This window comes from Georgenia sp. AZ-5 (assembly GCF_043952095.1).
In the GTDB taxonomy this organism is placed as follows: domain Bacteria; phylum Actinomycetota; class Actinomycetes; order Actinomycetales; family Actinomycetaceae; genus Georgenia.
This window is the reverse complement of the sequence record NZ_JBINOU010000001.1, coordinates 4159894-4172269: the sequence shown is the minus strand read 5'-3', so window position 1 is coordinate 4172269 and position 12376 is coordinate 4159894. Positions and strand designations below refer to the sequence as shown.

Here is a 12376-nt window from a genome sequence, read left to right as displayed (position 1 = left end):
TTCATGACGACATTGACAGAAAATCAGCCGGTACGCGGGGTGTATCACAAGGTGATGGATGTGCTCGGCGCCCTGGGCGCGGTGGGCGTCCTCGTCCTGTGCGTGCACTCGGTGCTCAACGCCGTCCTCCGCAGCCTGGGAGGCGCTGGTCTCACGGGCACGCTGGAGATCGTCGGATTCTGGTACATGCCGGTAATCGGCTTCCTCGGCTTCTCGCTCGCCAAGCGCAACAATGAGCACATCGATGCGAACATCGTGTACGACCACCTGCCCCGCGTGATGCGGCGGGATTTCGACATGGCAGCCAATCTGTTCCTCTTGGCATTCGCCCTGGCCTCTGCCTGGTTCGGGTGGAACGAGGCCGTGCATAACCTCGCAATCGACAAGACCGCCGGGATCACGTCGATTCCAGTGTGGCCGGCGTCGTTCCTCGTGCCATTGGGATGTTTGCTGCTGGCGCTCCAGTCGGCCCTCGACGGGTGGCGGGCGATGCGTGAAAGGAGTGCCGCATGAGCGAGGATCTCGCGATCAAGACGGCGACCGAGCCCCCGGCGCCGCGGGCGGAGCGGAGGGCCCCGAAACGGTACATCGGCTGGCGCCTCCTGGCACCGGTCGTGCTGGTACTCGCCGCGTTCCTGATGGTGCAGGACCTCGAGCCCGAGGCCGTCGGCGGGATCGCGCTGGGCATGATGCTGGTCCTGACCTTCATGAAGGTGCCCATCGGCATCGCCATGGCGCTGCCGAGTGTGATCGGCGTATGGTCCATCGTCGGGTGGATGCCCACGCAGGGCATGCTCAGCCGGATGCCGTATGACTCGGTGGCCTCGTGGTCGCTGAGTGTCATCCCGGCCTTCGTCTTCATGGGCTTCCTGCTGTGGCGCTCGGGCGTCACCGAGCGCCTCTATGACGTAGCACGCCACTGGATCGGCTGGCTGCCCGGCGGATTGGCCGTCGGCACCAACTTCGCCGGGGCCGGTCTGGCCGCCATCACCGGCTCCTCCTTCGCCACCGCCTACACCCTGGGCCGGGCCGGCGTGCCGGAGATGCTCAAGGCCGGTTACGACCGCCGCCTCGCCGTGGGGTCCGTGCTCGCCGCCGGCACTCTCGCCCACCTGATCCCGCCGAGCATCTTCATGGTGATCTACGCCGGTATCGCGGAGGTCCCGATCGGCCCACAGCTGATGGCGGGCGTCGGCCCAGGTCTGCTGCTCGCAGGCGTCTATGCCGTCGCGATCGTCGCGATCAGCATCGTGCTCGTGCGTAAGGGCATTGCTGGTCGGGGTCAGGTGGCCAAGGTCACGTGGTCCGAGCGCATGCTCGGGCTCGTCACGATCTGGCCGGTCCCCCTGCTCATCTTGCTTGTCGTCGGCTCCATCTTCACCGGCATCTTTACCGCCACGGAGGCCGGTGCGGCCGGTGCCCTGGGTGCCCTGGCCATCACCGCGTGGGCGCGACGCAAGGAGCGGCCGCTGTCGCTGATCGGTCAGGCGGCGGTCTCGACCGTGTCCACGGTGGGTGCCCTGTTCCTGCTTCTCATCGGCGCCCACATGCTGACGCGCCTGGTCAGTGTCAGCGGGCTCGGGGATGCGTTCGTCCAGATCGTCGTGGGCATGGACCTCAGCCAGACGGCGTTCCTCATCGCCCTGGCGGTGGCCTTCCTCATCATGGGGATATTCATGGACGCCCTGGCGATGATGCTCTTCAGCGTCCCGATCCTGCTGCCCGTGCTGCAGGCGCTGGAGATCTCCGAGGTCTGGTTCGGGGTGTTCATGGTCATCTTCTGTGAGCTCGCCGTCATCACCCCGCCCGTCGGCGTGCTGGCGTTCACCGTGGCACAGATAGTCCAGGACAAGGCGGTCAACCTCGGCAACAAGATCTCGCTGACCGACGTGTTCACGGCGGCCGCATATGTCGTTGTTACCGCGCTCGTCGTCGTGGGCCTGCTCGTGGCCTTCCCCGACATCGCGCTGTGGCTGCCGAACATGATGGAGCAGTAGCAACTCATCGGCAGCCCGCGGGGCCTGCTACCAGGCGGTGGCAGGCCCCATCGTCGTACCGCGACCAGTGTCCGCCTATCTCGAATTTGCGTACCCGCGCCTCAGGGTCGAGGCAGCCAGGAAGGAATAGCCCATGCGTACGAATCCCAACACGACCGGCGCCCTCGCGGGGAAGGCCGCGCTCGTCACCGGCGCCGGACGGGGGATCGGCCGTGCCATCGCCCTCGCCTTCGCGGAGGAAGGGGCCGACGTCGTCGTGACGTCCCGAACGGCGTCGGAGCTCCAGGAGACCGCGGCGCTGGTCGAGGCCCTGGGGCGGAGGGCGCTGCCGGTAGTGACGGACATGAGCGACCGGGACCAGATCTTCTCCCTCGTCGACCGGGCGCTGGGCGCGTTCGGACAGCTCGACGTGGTCGTGAGCAACGCCGCCCCGGCGAGCCGGGGCGGCGCCCTGGTCGACATGCCGATCGAGCACCTTCAGACGATGCTCACGGTCAATATCGAGGGCACTGTCTCCCTGCTCCAAGCCGCGGGTCCGCACATGCTTCGCCGGGGCTCCGGCAGCGTCATCATCGTCTCCAGCACCCTCGGGCTGAAGGGCAACCCGTTCTCCGTGCCCTACGGCGCCACCAAGGCGGCGCTGAACCACCTCACGCAAAGTCTCGCCGGCGAGTGGGGTCCGGACGGCGTGCGCGTCAACGCGCTTCTGCCCGGGCCGGTGGAGACCGAGCGGGTGCGCCCGGTGACCGACGACCCCGTCAAGCGGGCGCAGATTGCCGAGTTGTTCGCCACCAAGCGGTGGCCACGGATGGAGGAGATCACCGAACCGGCCGTGTTCCTCGCCAGCGACGCCTCGACCTTCGTCAACGGCCACCTGCTCGTCGTCGACGGCGGGCTCTCGGCGCTGGCACGCGAATCCGGCCAGCTCCCGCGGCCCAAGACGGGCGCAACGGCCTCGGTATGAAGCCGGGCGAGGGAGGGCGGCCGCATGGGGCGGCCGCCACCGTGGCGCAGGAGCATCGTCGAGGCGGGGCCTCCTCAAGGCCCGCCGAGGCGCTGCTCGTCCTCGACATGCAGAACGGCTTCCTCCACCGCGACGGGGCGCTGTACCAGGCCATGGGTCACCCGCTGCACGAGATCGAGCGCACGATCGAGGCAAACGCCCGGGCGATACGGGCGGCACAGGACGCCGGAATGCCGATCATCGCGACCCGTCACCGCTATCGGGAAGGCTACGTCGACGCCCCCGCACTCTCGCGCGAGCGGTTCCGGACGATGGACGAGGGGGCGCTGCTCGCCGGGACCTGGGACGCCGACCTCGTGCAGGACTTGCCTCTCGAGCACGCGATCCTACTGGACAAGGTACGCATGGACGCCTTCTTCGGCACGCCGCTCGAATCGCTGCTCCGGCAACTCGGGGTGACTAGCGTGTTCATCGGCGGCGTGGTGACCAATGCGTGCGTCGAAACCACCGCTCGCTCCGCGGCGATGCGGGACTTCCGCGTCACCGTGCTGGCCGACTGCTGCACGACAGCCACCGAGGCCGACCAGGACGCCTCCCTGTCCAGCCTCGCCCGTTTCGGACTGGCCGACGTCCGGCAGGGCGAGGAGGTGTTCTAAGGATGCCGCCACGGTGCAGTCCCGACAATGTCCTCCCCGGCCCAGGGGTAGGCCGGCAATTCGCTCTAGGGTTCTGAAGGAGTTCCATAAATGCAGGCATGGCAATTTGACGGAAATGCGGGAACGCTGGTCCTGGCGGAGGTGCCGGAGCCGGAGGCGGGGCCCGGCGAGGTCCTGATCGCCGTGAAGGCGGCCGGTCTTTGTCACAGTGACATCGGCATCGTGGACGGTCACCTTCCGCTCTCCCTCCTTGGAAAGCTCCCGATTACGCTCGGGCACGAGGTCGCCGGCGAGATCGTGGAGGTGGGAGAGGGGGCGGAGAGGTTCGCCCCCGGTGATCGCGTGGGCCTGCACATGTCCGCGCGGGGGCCCGGTATGGCCATCGACGGCGGATATGCGCCGCTGATCAAGGCACCGACGGACATCCTGGTCCCTATCCCCGACGGCGTCGACTTCGACAGCGCGGCGGCAGGAACCGACGCCGGGATGACCGCCTACCGGGCCGTCAAGATTGCCGGGGAGGTCACGGCCGGCCAGCGTGTCGGCATCGTGGGGCTCGGAGGGCTCGGCCTGATCGGAGCGCAGATCGCTCGCGCGCTCGGCGCAGAGGTGTACGGCGTCGAACCGCGACGCGAGATTCACGACGTCGCCGCCGAGCTCGGGGTTAAGGAGACGTTCGTCGACGTGGCAGACCTCGCCAGCCTCGAACTCGACACCATCCTGGACTTCGCCGGCTTCGGGAACACCACCACCGTGGGCAGCATCCAGGCGGCGCGCCGCGGCGGCCGCGTGGTCCAGGTGGGCCTGGGAGACCCCACGGTCACCCTGTCGCTCACCTTGCTCGTGCAGAAGAGGGTCACCCTGGTCGGGTCGGCGGCCGGCACACCGGAGGATCTCGCCAGTGTCTATGACCTCATGGCTACCGGGCAGATCAAGCCCGTCATCTCAACCATTACGTTCGAAGAGATCGGCGACGGCATTGACCGCGTGCGTGGCGGCCGGGCCCGCGGGCGGCTGGTCGCGCGATTCGAGAATTGACGTTCGCCGTCGCAGTTTCGATTTCTTACGGCACGACCTGATCGAGGACGAGGAGAAGAGAGTATGGAGAGCACACGTGTGATCGAGCCCGTCCGGGCGTCGATGGTAGCCGCTGTCGACCTGCCGGCGACCGGAGTCGTCGAGGTGCGCAACCCCGCACGCGTTGACGAGGTCGTCGGCACCTATCCGAAGATCGGCGTCGACGCCGTCGACGCCATCGTCGAGGTGGCCGAGCAGGCTCAGCCTGCGTGGGCCGCGCTGAGCCCCCAGGAGCGTTTCGACGCCATCGCCAAGGCGGTCGAATCGGTCGAGGTCACCGGTATCGACGAGCTCCTGACCCGGGAGAACGGCAAGATCCTTGCCGAGGCCCAGCGCGAGTTGCAGTACATGAGCTTCCCGGTGAAGTTCCTTGCCCCGCACGTCGAGTGGCTCACCGAGGGAGAAGACCTCGGTGACTCCGGCATGCACCACAGCACCATCTACCGAGACCCGTTCGGGGTCGTCGGCATCATCGCGCCGTGGAACAACCCGATCGGTACCTCCATGCTGGCCGTCGCCCCGGCGCTGCTCGGTGGCAACGCCGTGGTCGTCCATTTCCCGGCCACCGCCCCGCTCAGTGCCCTGGCCGTGTACCGGCAGATGGCCGCCGCCTTGCCCGCGGGCCTGCTCAGCGTGATCAGCTCGCCCGACACCGCCGTGGCGCAGGCGGTCGTGGAACATCCCAGAATTCGAAAGGTGCACTTCACCGGAAGCACCACGGTCGGCAGCCTGATCGCCATCGAGGCAGCCCCGACACTCGCGGCCACCACGCTTGAGCTCGGCGGAAATGACGCCGGCATCGTGCTCGATGACGCACTAGATGACCCGGCGATCTATCCCAAGCTCGTCCGTGCCGCGTTCGGCGTCGAAGGCCAGGCCTGTGTCGCGCTCAAGCGCCTCTATGTCCCGGCCGCACGCGTCGCCGAGGTCGTCGAGGGATTGGGCGCGGTACTGAAGGATGTCGTCGCCGGGGACGGTATGGATCCCGCATCGACGATGGGTCCCGTGCACACCGCGGCCGCGCGCGAGCGTGTGCAAGGCCTCGTCGAGAGCGCCCGTGCGGGAGGTGCCGAGGTGCACGAGTTCGGCACGATGGCCGCCGACCCCGAGCAGGGCCACTTCCTCCTGCCGACGGTCGTGTCGAACATCGCCCAGGACGCCGACCTGGTGCAGGAGGAGCAGTTCGGCCCGACCCTTCCCGTCATCGGCTACGAGACGGTCGACGAGGCGGTGGCCTACGCGAACGACTCCGAGTACGGCCTCGGCGGCTCCGTGTGGTCGAACGACATCCCGCGTGCCTCGGCCATCGCCCGCCGGCTGGAGGCGGGCATGACGTGGATCAACGCCCACTCCGGTGCCGGAATCGACGGACGGGTCCCCTGGGGCGGCGTCAAGCGCAGCGGTGTCGGCCGCGGCGGCGCCAACCGCGGCGGACTCGAGGCATTCACCGAACCGCACGCGGTGATCTGGCCGTCGGGGCAGCGTCCGTAAAGGTCTACCCGCCGCCCATCGACGGGTGGCATGCTGTCCCCGTCCGGACCGCCCGCACGCACGGGGCCCGCAACGTTGCGGGCCCCGTGCCGTCTACGAAGAGCGATTCCGCAGCGACAGACGCCGCATCACCGGGCGCGAAGGGATAATCGCCGACACCGCATACGTCGAGTCCTGACACCGGCCGCTGACTAAGGGATCAGGGAGATACCTCTGGAAAGCCCGAGCGGGTCACGAGCGGCTGAGGAAGTTCCGACTTGGAGTCCTCTACGAAGGCGCGCGTAGACATTTATGGTGGAGAGTGAGCCAGATCACCGCCGCGGCAATCTCGGGCACGCAGTGCAGCGGGAATGTCGGCACTCCGTCGCCGATCGCTTCCGAGACCCGCCAGCACGGCAGCGGAGGAACAACCGAAGGGTGAACCATGTCCACAACGAGTTCGCGTCCAGTCTTTGATGTCGCCTCGTTCAACAAGCTTCCAGATTTTGCTGGGGCCGTCGCGGAGATTCGCCGTGAGGGCTCCATCGTCAGGAGTGAAGATTTCGAAGGCTTTTACGCCGTCCTTGGCTATAGCGACCTCAAGTCCGTTGCCGCGGACAGCGCGACCTTCTGCTCTGGCCAAGGCGCGACGATTCCCCGCCTCGGCAATCAAATTCCGGCCGTTCCCACAGAGACCGATCCACCCGAGCACCGGGACTACCGCAAGCTCATGGTGCCCGAGCTCCGGCCGGACCGCGTCACCGAGTGGGAAGGCGAGATCCGCCAGTCGGTCGATGACTGTATCGACGCCTTCATCGAGCGAGGGAGCGCAGACCTTGCGGCAGAGCTCGCCCACATCGTGCCGCCACGAATCATCACCCGGATCATCGGACTTCCGGAGGAGGACGGCGATCTGTTCGCGACATGGACGACGGAGCTCAACCACGCCTCGACGAGCAAGGACCCGGATGCCAAGGCTGCCGCGGCCAAGGTGATGCTCGACTACGTCGACGGCAAGGTCACGGCGGCGCGAGCCACCGCCGGTGCGTCCTTGCTGCACCGCGTGGCCAATGCGGAGATCAACGGCGTGCCCATCTCCCACGAAGCTGCCATCGGCGCCATCTTCACGCTCGTCATCGCCGGCCACGAAACCACCGTGAATGGGATCGGTGCGTTGCTCTGGCTCGTCGGGGCACACCCCGCGGCGAAACGCTTGCTTCTGCACGATCGGTCCCTGGTGGATGCGGCGGTGGAGGAAGCATTGCGGCTGGAAAGTCCCGTCCTCATGGCCGGGCGCACGGTTACTGCCCCCGCCTCCCTCGGCGGGATCGACATGAGCGTCGGCGACCGTGTCGCGCTGCACTTCGGCGCCGCCAATCTGGACGCCGAAGCGTTCGATCGTCCGGGCGAGTTCAACATCGAGCGCGACAAGAATCCGCACGTCGCTTTCGGGCACGGCATTCACCGTTGTGTCGGTGAGCACCTGGCCCGGGCCGAGATGCGGATCGCGCTGGAGCGAGTGCTCGATCGCATTCCGGACTACGAGGTCACCGGCGACGTGGAGATCGGTGGCAGCAACGTGTTCACCCGCGGCCCCCGGGCGGTGCCCGTGAGATTCACTCCGGGTAGCCGATTCAGCGCCTGACCCGCCGCGATGTGCTGACGCGCTGACCGCGCCGGCCGCGCTGCGGCGATGTGCGCAAAACGGAATGTCCAGACGTCGCCCGGGTGCTATCCGGGCGGCCCGAACGATAGGGATGATCGATGACCGACACTGCAACACCGTCCGCCCCAAGGACGACCGCCGACGAAGTCTCCCGCGGGATGACCGACCTCGAACAGATCAAACGACTCAAGTCACGTTATTTCCGCTACGTGGACACCAAGCAGTGGGATGAGTTCAGGTCGCTGTTCACCGACGACGCCGAGGTGGACACGAGCGAGGCCATCGTCGATCCCCACGGGTTCTGGGACGGCGGCCGCCTGCCCGTGGTCACTCCCGACGCGATGACGACCGCCCTCAAGGCCCGCATGACGGGGGTCTTCACCTGCCACCATGGCCATGACCCCGAGATCACCTTTCACAGCGAGGACCGGGCGTCAGGGGTGTGGGCGATGGAAGACATCGTGCGCCGACCCGCAGGCAGTGAACTGGCGTCGTTCCACGGGTGGGGGTACTACCACGAGGAGTACCGGAAGGTCGACGGTGAGTGGCGCTTCACCCGTGTGCGCGTCGCCCGCTTGCACGTCAAGCAGATCGACCACTTCCCCGCCAAGGACTAGTGCCGGCCATCTCGGGTCGGCGAGCTCAGCCGCAACACGCGCCCCGCAAGAACAGCGGTGAGCGGGCAGGCACCGGAAATGGAAACGACCAGCGGCGGCCGGAAAGGCTGCCGCTGGTCGTTTCACGGACCCGCTGGGTTGTTGATTCCTAAGCGAGGCCGACCGAGGACCCGACAGGCGGTGCGCTCCGCAGGGCGACCCAACGCGTCAGGAGGCCGTCGGCGTTGAACGTGCCGAGGCCGACGCTGGTGGAGCGGACCGGGCCGCCCTCGTACTCGCGAACGGTCGTCTCGAGCACGCAGCGATCCCCGCTGATCAGGAGGCCGTCGATCTCGTGGATCCAGCCGCGCCCGCCGCGGCGTTGGCGAATGAGCTTCTCGAGATCCTGCTTGCCCACTGCCTCGGCAAGGGGCTCACCCGCCTGGTAGGGGGGGTGGGAGTAGAAGACGTCGTCGGCGAAGCACGAGAGCACGAGGTCGAAGTCCGCCGACTCCAGCCCGTTCAGGTAGTTCTCTACCGTGCGCCTCGCGCGGTCGGGGTCGACGTGAATGGTCGGTTCGGTCACGGCAAGTTCCATTGGCGATCTCCTGCTTCTCGTGCGTTAGGGCAACATCTTCGGTTCGTCGAACGATCAGGGCGACGCTCACGACATGTCCGGCCCGGTCGCGGCCCGGGGTCCCGTCCTGCCCGGACGCGGTCGCTCACGTTGCGGCCGCTCTTGCGGGCGGGGCGGCATCCGACCAGGTATTCCGCCACGTCGGGGTGCGGCGTTCCGCAAACGCTCGAGGGCCCTCCTGGCCGTCCTCCGACGCGAGCACGGTGGCGCTCGCCTGTGCCGACCGGCGCCAGAGTGAGTCTTCGCCGCTGCCGTCAGCCAGACGCAGGACGGCCAGGCTCTCCCGCACCGCCAGCGGTGCGCCGGCCAGGCACGTGCGCGCGAGCGCCGTCGCCGCCTCGGCAAGTGCGTCCTGCGGGACGACGCTGTTGACCAGCCCGAGCGACTGAGCCTCGTGTGCCGACAAGGTGCGGCCGGCGATGGCGATCTCGGTGGCAAGCGCGGGCGGAAGTCTCCGTCCGAGGCGGATGAGTCCGCCGCCGCCGGCTACGACACCGTGTGTCACCTCGGGCAGGCCGAATGCGGCATGTTCCGCGGCGACGACGAGGTCGCAGGCGAGTGCGAGCTCGAATCCGCCGCCGACGGCGATGCCGTTGACCGCGGCGATGTAGGGCTTGGCGCGGGGCGCACGGACGAATCCGCCAAAACCCCAGCTGTTTCGCGCGGGGGGCGTGCCGGCGGCCTTCGCCTTCAGATCGCTCCCTGCGCAGAAGTGCCGCGGGCCGGCGCCGGTGACGATTGCGGCACCGATGCCGTCATCGGTCTCCACGGCGTGGATGGCCTCCGCGATGGCATCGGCGGCGGCCGGGTCGATCGCGTTCGCCCGCTCGGGGCGATTGATCGTGATGACGGCGACGCCGTCCGCGGTGTCGAAGAGGACGGGGTCAGTCACGACCGTTACCGCTGCGGGTGGGAAGCGACGAGTTCCGTGTCAGCGCCGATGGGCCCGACCGCGCTGGCACCACCGGGCGAGCCGAGCGCCTCCGCGCGACCGGGCAGGGGCTCGGCGAAGAACCGGGCGTTGTCCGCCAGGAACGCCTCCTGACCGGCCGGCACCTCCGACTCGTAGGAGATGGCTTCCTCGGGGCAGACGGGCTCGCACGCGCCGCAGTCCACGCATTCCTCGGGGTGGATGTAGAGCGCTCGGGCCCCCTCGTAGATGCAGTCCACGGGGCATTCGTCGATGCAGGCCTTGTCCATGACATCGATGCACGAGGTGCTGATCACGTAGGTCATTGCTGTCTCTCCTTGGGTGGACCGCTGTCCGACCCGTCCTTGGGCGAGCCGCCGGAGCCGAACGGCATCCGGGTAGGAAAGCCGGTCGTGACGAGCGGTCACCCCGCGGTTCGAACCGTTCGCTCGCCGTCGAGCGCGGTATCTCGGTAAAGCTACGGATCGGTCCGCGGATCGTCAAGGCTCACACCGCGCGTGGCCGGGTCGGGGAGCGGCGCTACAGGCAGGACCGGAGGCCCTCCGGCACGACGTACCATGGGTCGTCGCGCACCTTGACGACCATCAACGAAGAGTCGTAGCGTGCATCGAAATATCGATCACGATGAGGTGGGTTCCCCAATGCAGGCAGCAGGTGTGTCGACGCCCGTCGAGGCAGGCTTCGTCGGGTGTGAGGTTTCGACATCGTCCGGCCGCGTAGAGGTGCGGAATCCCGCCCGCATCGACGAAGTGGTGGGCACGTACCCCTCGATGGTGCCCGGGATGGTCGATGGCGTGGTGCGCCGCGCGGCGGACGCGCAGCCCGCCTGGGCACGCCTGCACCCGCAGGAGCGCTTCGACCGGATCGTCGCAGCCGTTCAGGGCGTCGAGGTCGATGGTCTTGCCGAGCTCCTGACGCGCGAGCACGGCAAGATCCTGTCGGAGTCGCAGCGCGAGCTGCAGTACATGTCCTTTCCCGTGAACCTGCTCGGCGCCCATGTGCCGTGGCTCGCGGACGGTGAAGACCTGGGCGACTCCGGGCGCCATCACTCGCGGGTCTACCGTGACCCGTACGGGGTGGTCGGCGTGGTCGCGCCCTGGAACTTCCCCATCAGCACCGCGATGATCACCGTGGCGCCCGCGCTGCTCGCCGGCAACGCGGTCGTGATGCATGTCCCGGCGACCGCCGCGCTGACGGCGCTGGAAATTTACGGCCAGATCGCGGCCGCCCTGCCGCCGGGTTTGCTGGCGTTGTTCACCTCGCCGAGCACCGACGTCGCGCAGGCCCTGGTCGAGCACCCGCTGGTCCGGCATGTCCACTTCACCGGGAGCACCCGGGTCGGCTCCCTCGTCGCCCATGAGGCCGCCGACTCCTTGGCGACAACCACGCTCGAACTCGGCGGGAACGACGCAGCGATCGTTCTCGACGACGCACTGGAGGACCCCTCGATCTACGCGCGGCTGGTGCGGTCCGCCTTCGCGTCGGAGGGGCAGGCGTGTGTGGCGCTCAAGCGCCTTTATGTGCCGCGACGCCGGGTCGACGAGGTGTTCGAAGGGTTGGGCGCGGTGTTGGAAAGCACGGTCGTCGGCGACGGGCTCGACCCGGCCACCACGGTGGGGCCGATGCACACCGCAGCCGGCTTGGCCAATGTGCAGAGGCTCGTGGAGGCCGCACGGGCGGCCGGTGGACGCGTGGGGGAGTACGGATCGTTCGCCGTGGACCCGGCCCAGGGCTACTTCATGCGACCGGTGCTTGCCTCCGGCATCGGCGCCGACAATCCGCTCGTGCGGGAGGAGCAGTTCGGGCTCGCCCTGCCGATCATCGCGTACGACGGCGTCGACGATGCCATCGCGCAGGCGAACGACTGTGTTTACGGCCTGGGGTCTTCGGTGTGGTCGCCAGACGTCGAGCGCGCGATGGCGATCGCGCGCCGGCTCGAGGCCGGCATGACCTGGATCAACGCCCACGCGGGTGCGGGAGTCGACGGTCGCGTGCCGTGGGGTGGTGTCAAGCACAGCGGTGTGGGACGCGGTGGCGCGAACCGCGCCGGGCTGGAGATCTTCACCGAGCCGCACGCGGTCGTCGTGCCGACCGCCTAGCCAGGTCGCAGGACGGCCCTCGCAGTCCGCCCTTGCGCGGCGTCAGTGGCGTGCTGGCGGAACTTCGTTCCGGACGTGACGTGGGTCATCGTGGATCGCCCGGTCCGGGCCCCCGTTGCGCCCATACCGCGGAGCCCCTGGCGCGCCACCCGATGCGCGCCTGCGTCGGCACACATAGCGGACGGATTTCGATTCGACCGATGCGTATTGTGATTGACCTAACACTACGAAGAGGCGTAGTGTTCGCCGAGATTTCGGCAGTCACCCCCTCCGGTCCGCCGAT

12 protein-coding genes are annotated in these 12376 nt (G+C 68.1%); 9 read left to right on the top strand and 3 right to left on the bottom strand.

Features of this window, described 5'->3' with window-relative positions:
• Positions 1-3: 3 nt before the first annotated feature.
• The 8 genes from ACF0H8_RS19300 (at position 4) to ACF0H8_RS19265 (ending at position 8447) form a co-directional block, all read left to right on the top strand.
• On the top strand, positions 4-513 hold the full coding sequence (locus tag ACF0H8_RS19300) for a TRAP transporter small permease (RefSeq protein ID WP_395290471.1): 510 nt from the start codon (positions 4-6) through the stop codon (positions 511-513).
• On the top strand, positions 510-1997 hold the full coding sequence (locus ACF0H8_RS19295) for a TRAP transporter large permease (protein ID WP_395290470.1): 1488 nt from the start codon (positions 510-512) through the stop codon (positions 1995-1997). The genes ACF0H8_RS19300 and ACF0H8_RS19295 overlap by 4 nt, the downstream gene beginning before the upstream one ends.
• Before the next feature lie 133 nt (positions 1998-2130).
• Positions 2131-2961 carry an SDR family NAD(P)-dependent oxidoreductase gene (locus ACF0H8_RS19290; RefSeq protein ID WP_395290469.1) on the top strand — a complete coding sequence of 277 codons (831 nt, stop codon included), beginning with the start codon at positions 2131-2133 and terminating at the stop codon, positions 2959-2961.
• A complete protein-coding gene (locus ACF0H8_RS19285; RefSeq protein WP_395290468.1) occupies positions 2958-3617 on the top strand; it encodes a cysteine hydrolase family protein in 660 nt (219 codons plus the stop codon). Before ACF0H8_RS19290 ends, ACF0H8_RS19285 begins: the two co-directional genes overlap by 4 nt.
• A 90-nt stretch (positions 3618-3707) precedes the next feature.
• The gene (locus ACF0H8_RS19280; protein ID WP_395290467.1) at positions 3708-4655 is read left to right on the top strand and encodes a zinc-binding dehydrogenase; all 948 of its coding nucleotides are present in this window, start codon (positions 3708-3710) and stop codon (positions 4653-4655) included.
• A 63-nt stretch (positions 4656-4718) separates the two neighbouring features.
• Positions 4719-6185, top strand: a complete 1467-nt coding sequence (locus ACF0H8_RS19275; RefSeq protein ID WP_395290466.1) for an aldehyde dehydrogenase family protein — start codon at positions 4719-4721, stop codon at positions 6183-6185.
• 424 nt (positions 6186-6609) lie between these two features.
• Positions 6610-7809, top strand: a complete 1200-nt coding sequence (locus tag ACF0H8_RS19270) for a cytochrome P450 (RefSeq protein WP_395290465.1) — start codon at positions 6610-6612, stop codon at positions 7807-7809.
• A gap of 119 nt (positions 7810-7928) precedes the next feature.
• A complete protein-coding gene (locus tag ACF0H8_RS19265) occupies positions 7929-8447 on the top strand; it encodes a nuclear transport factor 2 family protein (RefSeq protein WP_395290464.1) in 519 nt (172 codons plus the stop codon).
• A gap of 148 nt (positions 8448-8595) precedes the next feature.
• On the opposite strand, the gene ACF0H8_RS19260 is transcribed toward ACF0H8_RS19265, so the two are convergent.
• From ACF0H8_RS19260 to fdxA, 3 genes are all read right to left on the bottom strand, one after another.
• Positions 8596-9012 carry a nuclear transport factor 2 family protein gene (locus ACF0H8_RS19260; protein WP_395290463.1) on the bottom strand — a complete coding sequence of 139 codons (417 nt, stop codon included), beginning with the start codon at positions 9010-9012 and terminating at the stop codon, positions 8596-8598.
• Between the two features lie 136 nt (positions 9013-9148).
• Complete coding sequence (locus ACF0H8_RS19255) at positions 9149-9955, bottom strand: enoyl-CoA hydratase-related protein (protein ID WP_395290462.1); 807 nt, start codon at positions 9953-9955, stop codon at positions 9149-9151.
• Positions 9956-9960: 5 nt separating this feature from the next.
• Complete coding sequence (gene fdxA, locus ACF0H8_RS19250) at positions 9961-10299, bottom strand: ferredoxin (protein WP_395290461.1); 339 nt, start codon at positions 10297-10299, stop codon at positions 9961-9963.
• 297 nt (positions 10300-10596) lie between these two features.
• Between fdxA and ACF0H8_RS19245 the strand changes: the two genes are divergently transcribed.
• Complete coding sequence (locus ACF0H8_RS19245) at positions 10597-12093, top strand: aldehyde dehydrogenase family protein (RefSeq protein ID WP_395290460.1); 1497 nt, start codon at positions 10597-10599, stop codon at positions 12091-12093.
• Positions 12094-12376 lie beyond the last annotated feature (283 nt).